This window comes from Mucilaginibacter sp. (assembly GCF_028288205.1).
Lineage (GTDB): Bacteria > Bacteroidota > Bacteroidia > Sphingobacteriales > Sphingobacteriaceae > Mucilaginibacter.
Genome location: NZ_JAQBOD010000006.1, coordinates 51087 through 72259 on the forward strand (window position 1 = coordinate 51087; position 21173 = coordinate 72259).

Annotated in this window: 11 protein-coding genes and 1 pseudogene; 1 reads left to right on the plus strand and 11 read right to left on the minus strand. The window is 38.5% G+C overall.

Annotation, left to right across the window (positions count from 1 at the left end; translation table 11 throughout):
- Positions 1-26: 26 nt before the first annotated feature.
- From JWR23_RS00990 to JWR23_RS01030, 9 genes and pseudogenes are all read right to left on the minus strand, one after another.
- Positions 27-2873, minus strand: a complete 2847-nt coding sequence (locus JWR23_RS00990) for a hypothetical protein (RefSeq protein ID WP_299511801.1) — start codon at positions 2871-2873, stop codon at positions 27-29.
- 341 nt (positions 2874-3214) lie between these two features.
- Positions 3215-5125, minus strand: a complete 1911-nt coding sequence (locus JWR23_RS00995; protein WP_299511803.1) for an alpha-amylase family glycosyl hydrolase — start codon at positions 5123-5125, stop codon at positions 3215-3217.
- A 10-nt stretch (positions 5126-5135) separates the two neighbouring features.
- On the minus strand, positions 5136-6989 hold the full coding sequence (locus JWR23_RS01000; protein WP_299511806.1) for a glycoside hydrolase family 13 protein: 1854 nt from the start codon (positions 6987-6989) through the stop codon (positions 5136-5138).
- A gap of 7 nt (positions 6990-6996) precedes the next feature.
- Positions 6997-9453, minus strand: coding sequence for a TIM-barrel domain-containing protein (locus JWR23_RS01005; RefSeq protein ID WP_299511809.1), 2457 nt, complete (start codon positions 9451-9453; stop codon positions 6997-6999).
- Positions 9454-9605: 152 nt separating this feature from the next.
- A complete protein-coding gene (locus JWR23_RS01010; protein ID WP_299511812.1) occupies positions 9606-10670 on the minus strand; it encodes a SusE domain-containing protein in 1065 nt (354 codons plus the stop codon).
- Between the two features lie 17 nt (positions 10671-10687).
- On the minus strand, positions 10688-12307 hold the full coding sequence (locus JWR23_RS01015) for a RagB/SusD family nutrient uptake outer membrane protein (protein ID WP_299511814.1): 1620 nt from the start codon (positions 12305-12307) through the stop codon (positions 10688-10690).
- Positions 12308-12338: 31 nt separating this feature from the next.
- Positions 12339-15329 carry a TonB-dependent receptor gene (locus JWR23_RS01020; RefSeq protein ID WP_299511816.1) on the minus strand — a complete coding sequence of 997 codons (2991 nt, stop codon included), beginning with the start codon at positions 15327-15329 and terminating at the stop codon, positions 12339-12341.
- 600 nt (positions 15330-15929) lie between these two features.
- Positions 15930-17582 carry a DUF6377 domain-containing protein gene (locus JWR23_RS01025; protein WP_299511818.1) on the minus strand — a complete coding sequence of 551 codons (1653 nt, stop codon included), beginning with the start codon at positions 17580-17582 and terminating at the stop codon, positions 15930-15932.
- A 208-nt stretch (positions 17583-17790) separates the two neighbouring features.
- Positions 17791-17982, minus strand: a pseudogene (locus JWR23_RS01030) (helix-turn-helix domain-containing protein); the annotation flags it as partial.
- Between the two features lie 121 nt (positions 17983-18103).
- Between JWR23_RS01030 and JWR23_RS01035 the strand changes: the two are divergent.
- Positions 18104-18595 (plus strand): SRPBCC domain-containing protein, encoded by a 492-nt coding sequence (locus tag JWR23_RS01035; RefSeq protein ID WP_299511820.1) that lies wholly within the window; start codon positions 18104-18106, stop codon positions 18593-18595.
- 101 nt (positions 18596-18696) lie between these two features.
- On the opposite strand, the gene JWR23_RS01040 is transcribed toward JWR23_RS01035, so the two are convergent.
- Both JWR23_RS01040 and JWR23_RS01045 read right to left on the minus strand, forming a co-directional pair.
- Positions 18697-19344, minus strand: coding sequence for a carbohydrate-binding family 9-like protein (locus JWR23_RS01040; RefSeq protein ID WP_299511822.1), 648 nt, complete (start codon positions 19342-19344; stop codon positions 18697-18699).
- A 252-nt stretch (positions 19345-19596) separates the two neighbouring features.
- Positions 19597-21171: a RagB/SusD family nutrient uptake outer membrane protein gene (locus JWR23_RS01045; RefSeq protein WP_299511824.1), complete on the minus strand. Its 1575-nt coding sequence runs from the start codon at positions 21169-21171 to the stop codon at positions 19597-19599.
- Positions 21172-21173 lie beyond the last annotated feature (2 nt).

A 21173-nucleotide genomic window follows, 5' to 3' on the forward strand; every position in this document is an offset into this window, starting at 1 on the left:
AGTTTAATTGCTCATTATCAAAATTACTAATTCTTCTTTTTTCTTACCATTCCAAAACGTGCCAATACCTTGTCAATTGCCGAGCTATCTCTTAATACACTGATCCGCATCTTGGTCATTGCATACTCCGACATCTGCCAGCCAAGCGGTAATACCGGCCATATACGGGTATTAGGTAAATTCTCGGCTGTGGGCCTGAATTGATAAAAGCCATAATGATTTATTCGGGAAAGAGAATAGTTCCAGCCATCGGCTTTTTTCATATAGCCTATTCTGCTGTTCAATATCCCGGCAGGTGGCGCCAGGGGCTCAAATAAATTACCCGGCTTACCAATTGGGTCTGTCGCCAGTACAGAATTAGGAAGCGATAGGAATTGAGGCTGGATATGATTAAATATGGGATCTTGCTTTATCAACTTTTTGCGTACCCTTTCAAACACGTTCAACACTTGAAGTGAAGTTTCTGCACCCGAATTGTCCCAGGTACCTCCATCAGTAAAGTGATGCTGTCCGTTTAACTTAGCCGTGGGGCTTATGTAAGGGAACCTGGCACTTAGAAAGGCCGCCGTGCTCAGGCGCAGGTCGCCCGGGTCTTTAATTTCCTGTTCCAACATAATAGTTGCCGGAAAATCAAGGCTGTCAAGTAATACCGGCGCTACTATACCCTTTTTTCCACTATCCACATCAAAAATATTGGCAAAAAGCAATGGCACCTCGTAGTAGTTACCCTTACAAAGTTCACCCATGGTAACCCCAAGATTTATGTGATGGCCATTGGTATGTCTTTCCCAGTCCTGTTCCATTAATCTTGCCCTGTCTGGCCAGGGTGCTATTCCCAGTGAAGACGCCAGCATATCTCTTCCCAGCAATCCAACCATAGTAGAGGTAAAATAATCATTCCGATAAATGGAGAGCGAACTTACCGGGTAAAAAACTGTATCATTACTTGTGTTTTGCCTATATTGATAACGGGCGCCGCAAAGTAATGATAAACCGACGGTACCGCCGGATGCCCCTGAATAAGAAAAAACATAATGCTGAAAATCGGCTGCATTGGCATCGTCTTTATGCCCGCTCTTTAACAAACTATCCAATGTACCTATAACCATAGTAGCCCAAACTGTGGCCCGGATGCCACCGCCGTAAGCATTTACAAAAAACACAGGATAAGGCTGATTTGGATGCAGGAGAATAAAGGTTTTAATTTCCTGCTTACGACTGTTTAACCATTGTTCTGTATAATTGTCTAAAGAATCCAGTGATTTATGGTAATTCTTTTGCTTTTGAATATAAGTTTCATGATAAGGTGTAATTGTATTTACTGATCGGTAAAGGGTAAACAAGAGCAAGATAGTAATCAGGCCGATCCCGATTTTTTTGCCGGTAAAGAGCAAAAACGAGAAAAACAGTAAATAACCTGCCATAGCGCATAATACCACCGGTGTAGTATAAAAACGGTTATAACGGGTAACATCATTTAAAAAAGAGGGAAAATTGCATGAGACAAAAAAAATGAAAGCGGCCAGCCCACTAAAAGTAATCCAGGGTGCTACATGCCATTTGGCAATAGCCGGTACGCTGGTACGCAAGGTGGCGGTGATCATAAATATCGCCGATAAAAAGACCAGGTCGAGTGATAAATAAGCAAGAAAATAAGGTTCGCGGTTCTGTTTGCCATAACCCCATCCCCAGATTATCAAAGGGAACAGCAAGATAGCCATACTTAGCAAGTAGCGCCATTTAATTACCCGGCCACCGCTTTTATAAAGGCGGTCAATCCAGCGATACTGCAATACAATTGCATAAAACGACAGCATTGCCACCAGGATAACTATTGGATATATACCATTTAGCCGATAATCAATATGGTAAGAATTCATCGTTTGCAGGATACCTGTAGCGGGTATAAGAAACCCGGCAGCTCCCAGTAACCGCCCGATACCCACTTTTCCTGAGGGCCTGCGGCTTACTGACACGCGGACTCTCTTAAAGTCCACTGGCCCCATGAAAAAACTCCTGTAGGTAATATCACGTGCATTATCAATTGGTTTTGGTAAATGCCAGCACATCAGGGCTACCAGGGTAGTTGATAACAAGAAATAAAAGCTGGCCATGCGCGATGTATTGATTGAAAGCAACAGATCCTGCACCTGGTTACTAAAAAGCCCCAGGAAAAAGACCAAAAGAGTAAGTAGCACAATACGGAACCGCCATGCATAGAAGCGTAATTGCCCCAGCCATCTGGATACGAATTCGAGCCAAAACCGGGGTTTGTCAAGCTTAAAGGCCTCAATTAATAGCTTAACAATAAGGATGGTTAGCAGCAGATACTTTATCCATGCAAAGATGCCAATGGTCCATGCATCGGGCAATGGTTCTTTAAGCCGGAAATGCAGCAGCGCGCGGCCGGTCCCTATATTTATGAAAACATCCATCAGCCCTGTCAGTAAAGTCAAAACCACCAGAGCAAAAACCATACGCTGAGGGATGACAATTTTACGGGGATTAGCCCTTTGACTACCTATCCGTGTAATTAAAATGAGCAGGAGCCCAACATAAAACACGATAAAACCATAATCAGCATTGTTACGCAAAATAACTGTCTCAATACCTGTTACTGTTTTTGGATAATTAGCATTACTGGTATAAATCTGATTTTTTTTAAAACTCTCCTGCCATTCCTTCAAAATGGAATCTCTCCGGGCATTATTCATATTGATTTCCCAGTCAATGAGGCCTGAAGGAGTGTATTTGGTGGTGATAAGGTAATTATCTTTCTGTATCATACTGCCTGTAACCAGAAACCCGATAAGCAGCAATAAAAAAATGGGTTGGAAGTAAATGTTGACCCGGTTCTGTAAACGTCGTAACATAATCCAATGAATAAGATTTAACGTATTAAATCTACTGAAAATCCTCTAAATAATGTGACCATCCTGCAATATATTTACCATTTAAATGGTAACCATATTAAACAGGAGCTTGCTGCTTAATTTTAAATCGGTAAACACGTTAATTTAATAGTTAGTTTATTTGGCAACTATTTAATATGTTGATTTTTAGTTCATTGCAATTTTTGGTGTACCAGGGTGTATCAACGTGTACATGGTACAGTACAGTAATAACATTTAACGGGTATAGGTTTATTGCTGCATTTACTTACTTCACAGGGGAACCGATTTCTATATCGAATTTAATCACTAAACGCTTAAATTTAATTTAATAGTTTAGAGCTGTAAACATGGTATTCGCCGGGGCTAAGTGTCATTGTATAGGGCAGAGAAGTTACATTAATGCTTGCACCCGTCATATTATCATACCATGTACCTGTGGATGGAAAATTTATATTGGCTGTTTGGTTTACTACATCAAAATTACCTGCAATTTCAACATTTACAGCGTTATCAAGCAGTTGCACGGTTTTAACCGCGCCGGTAAGGTTATACTTAAAGTTTGTTGTAGCAAATACAACATTATTAATCTTCATTTTAATCAGCTTAGCGTAGATACTATACAGGTGCCTCCTGTTTATGTCAGAATTATAGTTCCATAAAATTGGCTTCTCGCCCAGCCTGCCATTTTGATTTATGCTGATATCATACCCTAATTCTTCAAACTGCCACAGCATTTTAGGACCGGGAGATGAAAATAAAAAGGCAGCTAACATCTCCTCGCGCTTTAATGCTGTTGGGATATCTTTAGTACTATAGTTGCCAGAAATATTGCCATAGGTTTCATTTTTAAACATACTGCGTTCTTCGTCATGGCTTTCAAAATAAGCTACCAGGTTATAAGGCGTGGTAAATCCATAACCATCATAAAACAACCCGGAAAGATCCCACACCGGACCGGTTGGATAACCCATAGTAGCCTGATCAGCGGGAGAGCTTAAATTTGTCCACATCATCATCCCCTGATCTGCCAGTATCTTTTGTTCACTATTATCAGCAAAATGTTCTAAAATCACATAAAAGCCCGGATCAATGCTTTTCATGTAATTGTTATAATTTTCCCAAAGGGCTACCCTGCTTGCATCATAGTTAGCCCAGGCAGCTTCAGTAGTTGTAACATTTTGTGTGTAGCCTTTAGATTGATCAAACCTAAAACCATCAATATGATATTCCTGCATCCAATACTTCATTACATTTTTGGCGTAATACTGTGTAGCGGCATTTTGATGATTAAGCTGATAACCCACTCCATCAGGGTGCGTAATTGTGGTAGAAAACCAGGGGTTATTGGCTGATGGCGAGCCCGTTGAGGTTGCATATAACTGTACCATTGGCGAAGAACCAAACTGATCTTCCAACACAATATCCTGTATAACGGCAATACCTTTTGCGTGGCAAGCATCAATAAATGCTTTATAAGCATTTTTAGTTCCGTAATATTTATCAAGCGCGAAACCAAAGTTTGTATTATATCCCCATGATGAATTGCCTTCAAATTCATTTACAGGCATTAATTCAATTGCATTTACACCCAGGTTTGCCAAATAGCTTAAGGTATCTGTTAATGTTTGATAGCTGTGGGTTGCTACAAAATCGCGCACAAATAATTCATATATCACCAGGTTTTTTTGTGCCGGCCGGGTAAATGAGGTTACTTTCCAGCTATAGGCTGGCTGGTTTGCCTGGAAAATACTTACAATGCCGGTTTGCCCGGCAGGATATGCTTTTAAATTAGGGTATACACTGGCAGGTATATAACTATCGTTTGATGGATCTAATACTTTCTCGGTATACGGATCTGCAACTTTTAACGTACCATCAACCAAATACTGATAGGCATATTCTTTATTTGGGTCGATATTGTCTATCTGTATCCACCAACGGTTGCCGTCGGGCGTTTCATTCATAGCAGTACCAACCCAGTTATTAAAATCGCCAATAACAGCAATTGATTTTTTGCCCGGAGCGTAAATATTAAAAATAACCGAAGTACCAGCGTTAATAAAAGTCACCCCATCAATGGCGCCTGTTGGCAATGCTTTGCTGTTAGCTATTATGGTAGTAGTGGTTGAACTAACAGGAGTAATAGCCGGATTTTTTTTGCTGCAACCCATACCCATCACCCCGAAAATTGCAACCAAAAAAAATGCTATCCGTGCGTTATTAATATTCATAAAAGCTATTTTATTTTTTTAGTTCGAAAACAAAAGTTGCTTTTGCAGGAATGATGAACTCTTTAATATCTGATATATGCTCATTGGTTATAACGTTGATGGCGGTATTAAATCCGGCCATACGTTCACTAAATCTATCGGTATGGAGGTTTGCAGGCTTATCATTACCATTGTAAATTATCATAACTGTTTTTTCAGTATCATACCTAAAATATACATAAACACCATCTTGAGGTATATACTGCATTAACTTACCCGTTTGCAGGGCAGTTGTGTTTTTACGATAGTTAGCCAACGTTCGGATATAATCAAAAGCCTCATTTTCCTTGTCGCTTCTGCCCTTGGCGGTAAATTTGTTTTCTTTATCATCAGACCATCCGCCGGGAAAATCAAGCCGCACCAAACCATCAGGATTGGATAAATTCTTCATTAATATTTCATCCCCATAATACATTTGCGGGATACCACGCATAGTTAATAACAGCGCCATACCTGATTTGAATTTGGTAAAATCTTCTTTTACTATCGAGTAGAAACGGCTCATGTCATGATTGTCCAAAAAAACCACATTCCTGGTTGGGTCCTGGTACATAAAATCCTGCGCCAGTACGGAATAGAGCCGATGAACACCATCGGTCCAGCCATCTTTGCCATTCAATGCTTCGGCAATAGCATCTTTTATTTGCGAATCTGTAACGCCGGGTAATTGTGTATCAAAGCCCCGGTTTACCGTATTACCCTGTGTAAAATAAGCCTGGTTAGCAACTGACCACACTAACGTTTCGCCAAAAATGGAAAAGTGAGGATATTCTGCTTTTACTTTCCTTGCCCAATCAGCCATATAGGCCGCATCATTGTAAGGATAAGTATCTAAACGAAAGCCATCAACCCCGGCATATTCTATCCACCAGATATGGTTTTGGGTTAAATAATTTTGTACATAAGGGTTGTTTTCATTCAAATCGGCCATGTGATGGTCAAACCAGCCATCAAGCATAATCTTTTTATCCATTGGCGAGGCATGCGGGTCCATTACGGCAGCATCCCTGAAATTTGATTGCGTGTATTTTGGCCATTGATGCACCCAGCTTTTCATGGGCATATCCTTTATGAACCAATGTTCGGTGCCAACATGGTTATGCACCAGGTCCTTAACCACTTTAAGGCCCAAAGCATGACATTTCTCAACAAATGTTTTATAAAGCTCATTGGTACCATAACGAGGGTCGATCTTGTAATGATCGGTAACTGAGTAACCATGATAAGAGGCCCGTGGCTCATCGTTTTCAATTTCGGGGGTAAGCCATACGGCTGTTACACCCAGATCTTTTAAATAGCCTAAATGGTTAATAATACCCTGTATATCGCCGCCATGCCGGGCATACATAGAGTCGCGATTTACCTTCATTTCCCGCATACCCGTTTTTGAATCGTTTGCGGGGTCACCGTTCGAGAAACGATCCGGCATGATCAGGTAAATCAGGTCCTTATTGGTTACACCCTGCGTACGGTTAGGTGAACGGTCACGCTGATTTAGTTTGTAATTAAAACTCAGCACCTGCCCTGCCGGCTTTTTAAATAGTATTTTAAATTGACCGGGTTTTGCAGATGCAGTGATATCCAGGTCAAGAAACAAATAATTGTTGTTTTCTACTTTATGTACGGCAGTTAGTTTAACTCCTGTATAAGTAAGACTTACTGTGCTGCTTGCAATATTATTGCCATGAACAATAAGCTGTACTTTTGGGTTTTTCATCCCAACCCACCATGAAGCAGGCTCTACCCGCTCTAAAGCAGGTATTTGAGCCCAAATACTTCTTGTGATTAGAATTAAACCACTTGTAATTACTAATCTTAATTTCATTGTGCTATTAATAACTTATTGAAAATAAATCGCTTGTATTTTTGATAATCATACTCTTAACCTTTTCGCCTTCAACCGGGTTAGCATTGCCTTGCGGATCAAATTTTGTAAGTGGTGTTAACATAGATACAAAATCGTCATTAAAGCTAACCAGTTTTCCGTTAAGTTTTAACGGCCCTTCAAATCCATGAAAGATCAATTTAATGTTATGGAACTTAGACTTTAACGAACCATCGGCCTTATCAAAAGTGATTGTTTTTTTGGCAGCATTATAACTGATAAGGCGTTTATAATAAGCACCGGTTTCATTAGCAAAACTTTCGCCATCATCTTCATAATAGGTAAAACTGTTGTTTTGAGTTCCCTGGTAAATGTTTATAATAAGTGTATCAGTGGGTTGTTGCGCTGTAGTTTGCACCAATGACTGCATCGGGATAATACTGCTCTCTTTTACATAAACAGGCAGCTTATGTGTACTTAACTGCAATACTTTTTGTTGATTACCATTTTGTACCTCTCCGGTATAAAGGTCATACCATTTACCTGCCGGAAAATAAACCTTACCGAAAGTTGCAGACCCTTCAAACGGCATTACTAAAAACGCGTGCCCAAAAAGATATTGATTTTGGAACTGTGTATCGTAAATATCATTGTCGTGTGTATAATCAATAGCCAATGAACGCATTACCGGGTGCCCATTCTGCGTGGCCTCATAAAAAGTGCTGTACAGGTATGGTAACAGCTTGTAGCGCAGGTTAATGTAATTCCTTGAAATTTCCAGCACTTCTTCGCCAAATGTCCATGGCTCTGCTGCTTTGGTATTAACCCCGGTGTGATTACGGAAATAAGGGTTAAACGCACCTATCTGTATCCAACGTGCAAATAATGATGTTGAACCATTACCGGTAAAACCACCTATATCCATCCCTGTAAAAGGTATACCACTAAGGCCCAGGCTATTTAATAAACGCACGCCTGCCAGCATATGGCTATCTTCGGCGCGGTTATCCCCTGTCCACATAGCAGAATAGCGTTGGAAACCGGCATAACCTGATCGTGTTAACACAAACGGACGCTTGCCGAATGCCGCGCGGGCTCCCTCATAGCTTGCGCGCGCCATTTGCAAAGCGTATACATTGCGGGCCTGTAAATGCGAAGCCTTGCGACCCTCATAATCAAATATGATATTATCAGGCATTTTCTGTCCCCAGGTAGAAATTTCGTTCATGTCATTCCATATCCCGCTAATGCCGTCATCACCATACTTCTTAATTTCGTTTCCCCACCAGGTACGTCCTTTAGGATTGGTAAAATCAGGAAAATAGCACCAGCCGGGCCATACTTCGCCGGTATAATTAGTGCTATCGGGGTATTTGGCAAAAATATCTTCTTTTAATCCGCGCTCATAAGTACCGTAGCCTTTTTCAACCTTCACACCCGGATCAACTATCAGCGTAACCTTAAAGCCCATATCTTTTAGTTTATCTGTCATTTTTTTAGGATCAGGAAAACGGTTTTTATCCCACGTAAATACTTTGTATTTATCCATGTAATGAATATCTAAAGTAATACCATCAGCGGGTAGTTTTTTCTCGCGCAAAGTTTGCGCAATACGGTAAACCTCCGTTTCAGGATAATAGCTGTAACGATTTTGCTGATAACCCAGGCTCCATAGCGGCGGCATTTTCATACGGCCTGTTAAAGCGGTGTATGATGTAATTATATCGGCAACATGTTTATGGTAAATAAAATAATAATTCATTTCGCCGCCACGTGCGCCAAATGATGAGAAACGGTTATTGCTTGCGCCAAAATTAAAATCGCTTTGATAGGTGTTGTCCAAAAAAATACCATAGTTTAAATCATGATGTATCCCGATATAAAATGGTATGGTTGAATAAATAGGATCTTGCTCTGCAGAATATCCATATACATCTGTATTTATGTTAGTATACCCGCTTCCGTGGCGATCAAGGTTCCCGGTTTTTTCACCTAAACCTATAAAGCGTTCGCCTTCCTGCATTTTTTTATAAGTTGTCACCGATTCGTTCACCCATGAAGTATTCAGACCGGTTTCATCTTCATTAATAACCTTACCATCTGCTGTATAAAAACTAACCGCGAAGGGTGTTTTGCTGATAATAGCTTTTAACGAATCTGTTATGATGCTAATCTGGTGTGTATCCTGTGATATTTTAACTTTAGTTTTTTGCGGACGGGAAATTACCGCGTATGAAAAATCGGCAGCAAGCTGTTGCTTGTTTAATCTGATACGGATCACATTAGCACTGTAAACGGTAACCTGTGCAAAAGCGTTATCTGTAACTATGTTTAGTTGTTGGTCTTCAATTGTTACATTTTTAACATTGCCGGGGCTTTTCACCGGGTTATTTTGGGCAGATATTGAAAAGTGTATTGTTAGTAATAATAATACGGTAGCCAGGTGGCGATATTTAAGCTTCATTATTTATATATTTAATGGATAATTGATCATTATCCGTTATGGCATAACATATTATCATTGCAAAACACAGTTAAAAAAATGCTGCAATCAGTTAAATACTGGTCCGCTGCTAACAGCGGACCAGTATAGGATGAGATCAGTTAATATATATTTTATTGTTTAATCATGGTGTAAGTTGCCTTGGTTCCATCTGTAGCATTAACACTAAAGTTAAATTTATAAGTACCGGCAACTGTAACCGAAATATTGCCACCGTTGGACGATGTCAGATCAACCCCATTAGGTGTAGCGATTGTGCCATAGCTGGTTCCCCAGTCATGATTTCTTCTAACTTTAAATGCCTGACCAGCAGCGGCAGTAAATGGCGATGTTATTGTCCAAAACTGGTTGCCGTTATCATATTTCATATCGGTGTCACTTCCCCAACCACCTGGTGTAGCATCGCCAATTATGCTATAATAGTAAGCAACCGGTGCAAAAGTGATTGTATTAGTATTTAAATTTAACGTTACCCAGGTTAACCCTGCAGCCGGAGCAGTAATATCACTACCACCATTATAAACTACAGTTGCACCGTTTGCCCCGTAAGAGTTTGTCCAGGTTTTAGCCGGAGTAATTTTAAAACCAAGATTACCGGCGGTGAAATTAATAATACCTGTATAAATACCATTGCTTGTAGCTGATAATATGCTATCTGCAGTTGCAGGGTTCCATCCCTGGTAAGCACCCGGTACATAAAGAAATGAAGTTAAATTAAACGGAGTTAATGTAAGGGTTACCACATTTGAATAAACGGGTTTCACACTGGTACCAACCGAATATGCAATACGTGCTGATACTTGTGAAGACGCACCAGCAGTTAAACCAAGTTTTAACAACAGGGAATTAAAATCCATTGTTGAAAAACCTTGCGAAAGCAGCTTATTACTTATGGTAACTGATTGTGGCTTTGCCCAGTTATCGCTTGCCAGGTCAATTTGCAGCGTATTGGTTGTAGCGCTGGTGTAACCATAATTGGCGTTGGTAAAGTTAAAGGAGATCACTTTGGTTGTATCATTGAGCTTAGCTTTATCCAAAACCATAGTTGTTACCGAAGTACTTAATGTACCGGCTGTACCGCCATTTGTTACTACAAGGGTGTCACTTTTTTTACAGGAAGCTAATGAGACCAGCACTATACTGCCAAAAGCTAAAAATTTTACTAAAGATTTTTTCATTATAATTTCGTTTATAATTAATATCCTGTGTTTTGTTTAAGATTTGGGTTAACTGCTCTATCCTGATCAGGTATTGGATAAAGGTTACGATACGAAGCTACCCCTGTGCCTGCTTTTACACCACCTTTAAATGGCCACACATAAGTAGCGGTGGTAAATTGGTCATAACGAATCAGGTCAGTACGCCTTAAACCTTCCCAATACAATTCGCGGGCTCTTTCATCCAGGATAAAGCTGGTGGTTAATTGTGCTGATGTTATATTACCGGCAATACTTCCGTATGCCCGGGTGCGAATTTTGTTAATATAATTTAAAGCTGTCACATTATCGCCCCCTGTACCGCCGCGTAGTACGGCTTCAGCGTATATAAGATACATTTCGGATAAACGGAATAATGGCATGTCTATGTCAGAGTAAGTCAAGTCTGTTCCGGTAGCACCGGTGGCAGTAACATTTCTGAATTTATTAACCGCGTAGCCATCAGTAAATGAGGTAACATCATTTATATCCAAACTTTGGCCGCGTGTCCAAAACTCAGCACGGGTGTCTATATTTTTATTGTTTGGAAAATAGGTTAATGAGGTATCCTGCGGAGCCGGAAAAAGGTTAACTATATTTTTTGTTACTCTTATACCCGCCCATTTCTGATTAGTTCCATATAATGGTGTTGGCATGCTGCCACCTAATTGAGCATTCTTTAAAAATGTTGTACCTCCATATCCCTGTGTTTTTGCACCATCATAATTAATGGTCATAATGGCTTCAGTGTTACCTACATTATTATCTGCCAGCATCAGGTTATCATATTTTGGTATTAATGTATAACCTGCAGCTATTACTTTTTGAGCGTACGTTATAGCATCTGTATACCTGGGTGTTCCGGTATATACACCTGCGTTTAAGTACAAACGTGCCAACAGTGCCCATGCAGCAGCCTGGTCGGCGCGGCCATATTCATTTGTAAGCGGTGCAGCCAATGAACCGCCAATAGTTTTCAATTCACTTTCAACATAAGTAAAAAGTACGGCACGTGTGGTTTGTGCAGGTATTGTAGAACCCACCACAGTTGCATCAGTAACAAAAGGCGGGTTACCAAACAGATCCATCAAAACCCAGTATTGATAAGCGCGTAAAAAACGCGCTTCGGCCACATAATAATGGATATTTGTAACATCAGCGCCTGATATGCCATGACTGCTTAAATTAGCATCTGATGCCTGCCTGATAAAATCATTACATAAAGTAATTTGGTATAAACTTCTGTAATACAACCCAGTTAAAATAGGGTTTGACGATGACCAATTCATTACATGAAAATCGGGTACGCCAGGGTCGCCCCATGCAATAACCGCTTCATCAGTAGGTAATTCCTGCGCGCACCAGAACAGACGGAAAAAATCAGAAGTACCCTCATCTATTCCCTGTACGTCACCGCTGCCTGAAGGGCCGGTGTTGCCGGTAAGCGCAAAGCTGCCATATACTTTAGCCAAAGCTTGTTTATAACCTGCTGCCGTGCTATATACCTGGGCTGAAGTTACCGCGTCATTTGGTGTGATAATTTTATTCTTATTACAGGACATTAAGCTGACCCCTAATAAGCCAGTACCTAATAATATTATGATTAAATTTCTTTTCATTTTATTTCTTTTTAAGCAATTAAGCAAAAGTTTATAAGCTAAGATTTACACCCAATACATAAGTTCTGGGCCTTGGGTAAAGATTATTATCAATACCGTTACTAAGTTCAGGATCAACGCCTTTGTATTGGGTAATAACAAATACGTTTTGAACATTTGCACTTATCCTCAGATCGCCGGTATTTTTGAATATTTTTCCAAAATTATATCCTATATGCGCATTATCCATTCTGAAGAATGAGGCATTTTGTATGTAATAGTCTGATAACAGGTCATTACTGCCATTACCTGTTAAACCACTTTTAAGAACATCTGATGACCCATTGTTAATAAAACCGAGCGGATTAGTAATATTACGCTGTATACCTGTATTTGAAGCTACATTATTATATACATAGTTTCCAAGACTGGCGCGGGTAACAAAACCTATGCTCCACAGCTTATACCTAAAATCAGAGCTGAAACCAAAGTATTCTTTTGGATCAGGACTATGATTGATGTACAGATCTTTGTTATTCAATAAACCATCTTTATTCTTGTCAACAAATACGGCATCAAGTGGTTGCCCGTTTGCAGCATATACTTGCTGGTACACATAAAAAGAATTTTTCGGATAGCCTACCTGGTCAATTTGAATAGTTTGGCCTGTACCACCTGATATACCGCCTACCTGCAATCCGGGAAAATCAGGGGTTGTTACCAATGTTAAATTGGTGATCTTGTTTTTATCATAAGTCGCATTCAGGTTTGCGCTCCATGATATATCTTTAGTATCAATAATACGGGCATTAATACTAAACTCTAAGCCCTGGTCAACCATATTACCTACGTTACCTGTAATTTGGTTACCAAAATTGCTTCCGGCCGGCTGACCAATGGTGGCAAGTAAATTCTTAGTTTTTCTGTAGTAGTAATCCAAGCTACCTGTTATACGATCATTCAGGAAACCATAGTCAAAAGCCACATTTGCTGTGGATGTTTGTTCCCAGGTTCTGCCATAATAATAAGCAGCCGGGCGGTACATTTGATAATAGTTACTACCAAACTGGTATTGTGCTGTAGTATTACTTAAGCTGTAAGGCGATAAGTAATCATAATTGCCAATTCCGTCCTGGTTACCGGTAACGCCGTATTCCAAACGCAGTTTAAGGTTTGACAGGGTTTGATTGTCTTTAAGAAAATCTTCCCTGTTAATTCGCCATGCAAAAGCAACCGATGGGAAATTTCCGGTTCTGATACCGGGGGCAAAACGTGTAGAAACATCACTCCTGATTGTGCCGGTTAATAAATATTTTTCATCATATACATAATTTAACCTTGCATACCCGGAAGTAAGCTGGCTTTCCTGTATACTATACGGATAGTTAAATGCCGAACTTGCTTTCACAGTTCCATCAGAAAAATAAGAAAGGAAATTATAGGTTGTTGCTTTAATATCCTGGAACGAATAACCCGCAACTACATCAACATGACTTTTTATAGCATGTATATCTTTGGAGTAGCTCAAAAATCCTTCAAAAAGTTTGTTACCGTTGGTTTGGTTATACTGGCTGTAATTACCGTTATAGTATTTTCCGTTTTGCAGCACATCTATATTTGAAGCCGCATCAGCCGGAATTACGTCAGAACCTGAACCTTTTGATGCATCATATGATACATTCACATTTGCATGCAGGTCTGGAAAGAAATGAAGTTTGTAGTCGATAGCTAAACTAATTATAGCCCTGTAAACCGTGCTCCTGTTATTGTCCTGTTCTAATAAACCAAGCGGGTTTAATGGCGCCAGTGATTTAAGGCCGCTTGGCGTATTAGTAGCATCTAATATTTGCGTGTAACCACCATAATTGTTATTCCCGGAGTAAACAGGTAACGTAGGGTTAAAACTAACCGCGTTGCCTATGGCGGTTTCTTTAGCAAAACGTTGTTTTACCTGCGCGCCTTTAAAGTTAAAATTGATTTTTAAATGATCGGTAAATAAGCTTGGACTTAAGTTTATGGCACCTGTATAACGTTCTAATGAACTTGTTTTTAATATACCATTCTGGTCTGTATATCCAACAGAAACCCGGTAAGGTAACTTATCTTTAGCTGTAGTACCTGATAAGCTTAAATTATTATCTGTACTGTATGATGTTTGATATATCTGTTTTTGCCAGTCGGTATTTGCACTTCCTAATAAGCTGATGTATTTTTTGCTTGAAGTAGTGTCGTTCGCCCTTACATACGTGCGAAACTGATCCGGGCTTAGTACCGGGGCCTCCTTAGGTAAAGTTGCTACCGAAAATTGTGTACTAAAGTTTATTACAGGTTTTCCTGCCCTGCCTTTTTTAGTGGTGATCAATATAACTCCGTTTGATGCCCTGTTACCATAAATAGCAGCGGCTGATGCATCTTTCAATATATTAAACGATTCTATATCATTTGGGTTAATCAAACTTAACGGATCAGCAACACCCGAAATTCTCGAAGTACCATCAGTATTACGGGGGTTATCCAGTGGAACACCATCAATAACTATCAATGGGTTATTGCTGCCATTTACTGATGCGCCGCCTCTGATACGGATTGTGCTGCCTGAACCAGGAGCCCCACTGTTTGAAATGATAGATACACCTGCTACTTTACCCTGAATCAATTGCTCGGGCGTAGTAACCGCGCCCTGGTTAAAATCTTTGGCAGTAACTGTAGCTATTGCACCGGTAAGGTCTGATTTTTTTGCCGTACCATAACCAATTACCACTACTTCGCCAAGGCTTTTCGCGTCAGGAGCTAATTTAAAATCCGAAGTAACATTACCTGTAACAGTTAACGTTCTTTCAATTGGCTGGTAGCCTATAAAGCTTGCTACAATAGTAACAGAACCATTAGTTACTGATAACTTGTAATTTCCATTTACATCTGTAGCTATACCGTTTTGGCTTCCTTTTACTACTACGGATGCTCCAGGAAGCGGCTGATTGTTTTCATCAATCACTGTACCTGAAATAATCGCTGTTTGCGCAAATGCAATCGATGTTAGCATTAAAAATGCACATAATAGCAAATACTGTTTTATATATATTTTTCTCATTTAATTTATTTTTAGTTGGTAAGCTGTTGCTGGTTTATAATTTAAACAGAATGGCGGAATGCAATTGGTAAACAATCAAGCCATTGTTATAAACTCTTCGCCTTAAGTGGAGTAGTGTTGTTTTATCATAATCAGTTAATTTTGTATTAGTTTATTTTTTTTCTGGCGACAAAAACTATTTAAATCTTAATCCGCGTGTATTGCACCATAATGCTGCATTAACAGGCGGTGTCATAAAATCATTTTAATTTATGCCCCAGGAAATTTTTTATACTTGGTTTATGGTGTCACAATTATATCATGGCCTATTGCGCTTGATAATTTTTTATGACAATACAAAATAAGGTGGGATATCTTCGGCAACCTATTTATTTACAAAAAATTTATAAAAAAATGCCCTTTATTTTTTTTAAAATACTAATAATAAGCTATTTGAAAAAATATCTTTTGGAAAAAATTTAATTTAAATTTTACTTTATTTAACGAATCATATCGTTTTTAGCATAAGAAAAGCTACCCAATATTGGCGAAAATTCACAAATAAGAATAGAATTAAGGTTTGCCGGTAATATCAACAGCTTTAATAGCCATAATACGATGATCAAAACTATCGCCGTGAACCAGCGCCCTGGCCTTGATACGCATTTTATATACGTAAATTGTTTTTTCAGAATACTCTAATATATTGGCTACAGTCTCATTATCGCTAATGCCCATACGCATTAAAGCAAATATCCGCAGATCTGTGGTTAGAACCTCATGCTCTTTGGGCCATATTTGGTCATCCTTATTAAACAGGGAATTAAATTCTTCAATAAAATTGGGGAATATCTTTATAAATACATGATCAAAAGTATAAAACAAGGTATCACGCTCCTTTTTAATATTGATCTTATCGGCCATTATCTGGATGTCATCATATTTTTTGATAGCCAGTTTGGTGTCAACAGATCTTTTTATACGTTCTAATTGCAAAATATAGCCGGATATAACATTGAAGAAATAGCCAATGTAATCTTCTTTTATTTTTGTTCCTTCCAGTAATTTTTCGTTAATTTTTTCCAGTTGGATATTCTTATCATCAATTATCTTTTCTTTGGCTTTTAACTTCCTTAGTTGTTTAAAAAGTATAACTAATGTCACTATAACCAATATAGCGAGTAATGTTATTAGGCTTAAAAAAATAATAAATCGGTTTTCTTCCCTTTCTATAAACGCTAATTTCTCTGATGCCACTATAGGCAATAATGTACCTATTTGAACTTTTCTCTGTCTTGCGCCATAAAAATCAGCATCGGCAAGCGCATTTTGCAGGGCTGTATAAGCATTTTTAATATCACCTTCTTTATATAATAGTTCGGCAAGCCAAAAAAGCGCAACCGTTTCTTTGGTAGATGATTTAATGTCGCTGATGGTAGCTTTTATCAATAACTCGATACATTTATCTTTTTGCGGAGTATTAAGGTAAACATTGGCCAGAGTTGAAGTTACAATTGCATATTGATGCGCAGTAAGTTTGTGCTGATTTAAAAGATTGTTAAAATCAACAATGGCTGCGTCATAATTACCGTTCCTGAATTTTTTAAAACCAATTAAATACACATTATCATATGATCCGGGCCTGCTTAGCGCAATAGCCGAATCAATATATTTATTTGCCTGCTCCTTATAATTTACCGCATAATGCCGGTCATTATCATAGCTCGCCAAATCGTAATACGCGCGTGTAAGAATGGAGAAATATTCCATTTTAATACTATCGTTCAAATTACGCACGTTGATTCCGTGCATGCTGTCAAATGTTTCTTTAAACATACCTGATGACAGCAGTATGAAGCCGATTTGTATTTTACTAAAGTCTTCTTTTGGTTTATCATGCATTGCGAGGCTCAGTTCCTGCAGTTTGGCGGAATATACATAGGCCGAATCATACTGATATGACTTATACTCGTCATACAGCTTGCTGCATAAATTAAACTGGTCCTTAAAATTATAAAGCGGTATGTTGGTAAGTGTGTGTTTAAGATTTTGAATACGCACCTCTTTTTGATGATCGTAAACTTTCTTTTTATTTAGTTCAAGTTTTAAATCGTCAAACAGATCATTTGTTTTTGAGTCTGAAAAAGCAGCGTATGCAATAGATATAAAAAATAAAATTAACAGGTATCTAATTAGCTTGGGGCTAAAGCAATAGTTGTATATCATTTATACTAATTTAATTATCCGTAATAGCAATTACGGTAAGGTTTATTTTCTGATTTATCCCAAAAAAAACAATGATGTTTTACAAGGCTATCAGTAAACATAATAAAACTACATATTAAAATTTGAAAAATACAAGTTAAAATATTGTCTACCAACTATAAATTAATATGTATTACTTTACATGCGACTGATAAATCCATAACTAACGCTAACTCAAAACAACCTCCTTAAACTTCGCTCTGTAATCCAACGGAGACACGCCTGTTATTTTTTTAAAAACTTCTTTGAACGCTTTATCATCCGAATAGCCCACTTCATTCATTACCTCAAAAATACTTTTCCTGCCCTTTTCTAAAGTTCTTTTTGCAACTTCCACTTTTACACGCTGCAAATATTCTACGGGAGTATACTTACTTTGTCCAAATCAACCCACTAAAATGTCTATTTCACACCCAACAACTATCAAAATAAGATAGTAATTTTATATTAAATATAAATCAATAACCAAAATCATCAACAAAATGACTACATCAGGCTTTACCACTACGCTGCTGGTGGACCAAACTCCGAAAGCGGTATTCGATGCCATCAATAATGTTCGTGGATGGTGGTCAGAAGAAATTGAAGGCAGTACAGACAAACTCAATGATGAGTTTACGTATCATTTCGAAGACGTCCATAACTGCAAAATGAAATTAATAGAAGTTATTCCTGACAAAAAAGTCGTTTGGTTTGTTATGGATAACTATTTTAAGTTCACGAAAGATAAAAGCGAATGGATAGGTACAAAAATTAGTTTTGAGATTTCTGAAAAGGACCATAAAACGCAGATCCGTTTTACTCACCATGGTTTAGTTCCCGAATATGAATGTTACGACATTTGCAGAAACGCATGGAGCAATTATATACAGGATAGTTTGCGCAACTTGATCAGTACAGGTAAAGGGCTGCCCAATGGGGCTGGCACTCCAAGAACTGCAGACGAAGAGAAATTTCTGTCTGACGGTAATTAATTATTGTAAACATATTAACCCCAAACGATCCATATGGGCGATTAACAAAAAAACACTTACATTAATTTGTAAGTGTTTTTGTTAAAGGTTTACCAATTATATCAACCAAACTGCAACTCACCAAAAAATTCAGGCAAATGAAAATCCGGATTCTGACTTTGAATAATATTCCAGGTAAAGAAATGTGGCTCGGGTAAATCATCGCCACATTTAAAAAAATTGCCTCGGCCCTGCTTTTTATCAAACGAGCTTAAATTGGTATATGTAAATACTTCAATTGGTATAGCCAATGTTATTTGCCACTCAAAATTTGTAGTAGCTAATTCATCGGCCGATTTAATTAATATAGTTCTTTTAATTTTGTCAATTATATTTTCAGGCAGAAGCTTTCTATTCGTCCTGTCTAACCCATATCCCATAAGGCAAATACCAAAGCAATTGGCCTCTATATTATAGTATTCGTTTTCAAAACCGAAAGAAACAAAAAATTCAACGCAGTTATCTTTATATACCGGATCGTTTGTTTTATGCATATTGGTTTTAATAACATCCTCATTAACATAAAATTTTAGAAAAATGGCATCGCCACAATGAGCAATAGAAAAGCTTGTTTGACAATTAATTTTAAGTTTGGTCCACGGATCATTATCAATTTGATGCGATGGCAATGAGTCCATTAATTGGGATACGTTTTCAATAATAATGTTTGGGTTTACCGAATTTATTAATGGTATATGTATAGTTTTCATTAAATATGATGTAGAGAGTTTATTTCCCCTTTTGAAATTGAATTATTGAATAACCAATAAAGCACTTTAATTTTTAGAAATTAAGTAAAGGAATATAGCCGATGCAACGATCGGGTTTTTAAATAAGTAAATAGCTTGTTATAGTTTAATAGTTTCCATGTTGTAGCTTTTTACCTGTATATATTCATTATATTAATTCGGGAGATAAGTGCCATGCTTAAACCAGCCGGCACTTATCTCCCGAATAAAAAATTAATACCCTGTATTTTGTGTTAGAACTGCATCTTTATTTAGATTGATTTCTGTTTGAGGGATCGGTAATAGCGTATTATATGGCTGAATAGTTGTGTTTTCTTTAATATTTAATCTTTTAACACGCTCCAGCAATGTACCGGTTCTTACCAAAGTCATTCTGCGGTTTTCTTCACCAATTAATTCTCTGGCACGTTCATCCAAAATAAAATCCATCGTGATGTCTGATGCCGTTACCAAAGAAGCTTGTGCCCTACTGCGTAAAACATTGATGCTTGTTGCTGCCTGACCAAGCTGGCCAAGTTTAAATTGTGCCTCGGCAAGTAAAAGATATGTTTCGCCCAAACGCATCATTATTAAATCTTTATAATCGCCGGTGCCATTTATGTCACTTGGAATAAAGAAATTCCATTTGGTAGTGTATGGAACAATACGAAATAAGGTATCAGCAGGGGTTGGGATAACTTTTTGACCAAATTTAGGGTTGGTTGGATCGTTATAATAAAAATTACGACGAAGGCTATATGGCGAATTTCGCATATCATTACCTGTATATAAGCCATTAATAAGCCATGGGCTTAGGCGTAACCGGCCCAGGCCACGGCCACCAAGCGAATCGCAAATAAGTATTCCGCTAAGCTGGTAAGAGGATGGCACCCAAACCCGCCTGTGTTGGTCAAAACTTGAAGATCCTCCCGGAACATTATATTGCTGTTCTTCAACCCAAATGGCTTCTTTGTTGCCTTCTCTTCGGCGTTGGTTACCATAAATAAACATATCCGAAAATGGATCTCCTGGTAAGCTTGCTTTAACTCCGTATCTTGCTGTTGTGATAGAGAATTTACCACTGTTAATTACTTTTAAAAGTTGAACTTGGGCAAGGTCCGGCTTTCCTTCACGCAGGTAAACCTCACCAAGTAATTGTTGCGCGGCTTCAACGCTAATTCGCCCCGGCAATTTAACAGCGTCAATATTGGGTAGATAAGTACCGGCAAACACAAGGTCATTATTAATAAAGTTATTCAAAGTATCTACAGGAGCCCTTACAAAGTCTGTTTTTGCTGCTGTTATGGGTTGAGATACCAACGGAACGCTTCCCCATAATGTAACCAGGAAATTATAGGCGTAGGCCCTGAAAAATTTGGCCTGTGCTAAAAATGAATTACGGCCAACAGTGCTAAGTGGTGTTGAACTATCAGATGCTCCTTTAATAATCTGATTAGCATTGGTAATTACCCTGTATGCCCAGGTCCAATAATATAATGCCGCCGGATCCTGCGAATTCAGTGTAACATAATTATGATAAGGGTATTCTTCACCATTACCGTTGCCATCTATACATACATCGGTTCCAACCTGAAAAATACACAATAAGGATTGGGTTGATTGCATGGTATACTGTTCGCGCACGGATTCCTGGAGGCCGGCAATTGCGGCATCCAACCCAAGCGAATCTTTAAGTGTAACTGTCGGCGTATAAGCCGAGTCTGACTTTTCATTCAGAAAACTCTTTTTACAAGATGCTAAACCGAGTGAAGTCAATATAACGATTAATAAAATATTAAGCTTTTTCATTG

Coding starts and splice junctions, on each gene's coding strand:
- JWR23_RS00990 (WP_299511801.1), bottom strand. CDS start 2,873: ATGTTACGACGTTTACAGAACCGGGTCAACATTTACTTCCAACCCATT.
- JWR23_RS00995 (WP_299511803.1), bottom strand. CDS start 5,125: ATGAATATTAATAACGCACGGATAGCATTTTTTTTGGTTGCAATTTTC.
- JWR23_RS01000 (WP_299511806.1), bottom strand. CDS start 6,989: ATGAAATTAAGATTAGTAATTACAAGTGGTTTAATTCTAATCACAAGA.
- JWR23_RS01005 (WP_299511809.1), bottom strand. CDS start 9,453: ATGAAGCTTAAATATCGCCACCTGGCTACCGTATTATTATTACTAACA.
- JWR23_RS01010 (WP_299511812.1), bottom strand. CDS start 10,670: ATGAAAAAATCTTTAGTAAAATTTTTAGCTTTTGGCAGTATAGTGCTG.
- JWR23_RS01015 (WP_299511814.1), bottom strand. CDS start 12,307: ATGAAAAGAAATTTAATCATAATATTATTAGGTACTGGCTTATTAGGG.
- JWR23_RS01020 (WP_299511816.1), bottom strand. CDS start 15,329: ATGCTAACATCGATTGCATTTGCGCAAACAGCGATTATTTCAGGTACA.
- JWR23_RS01025 (WP_299511818.1), bottom strand. CDS start 17,582: ATGATATACAACTATTGCTTTAGCCCCAAGCTAATTAGATACCTGTTA.
- JWR23_RS01035 (WP_299511820.1), top strand. CDS start 18,104: ATGACTACATCAGGCTTTACCACTACGCTGCTGGTGGACCAAACTCCG.
- JWR23_RS01040 (WP_299511822.1), bottom strand. CDS start 19,344: ATGAAAACTATACATATACCATTAATAAATTCGGTAAACCCAAACATT.
- JWR23_RS01045 (WP_299511824.1), bottom strand. CDS start 21,171: ATGAAAAAGCTTAATATTTTATTAATCGTTATATTGACTTCACTCGGT.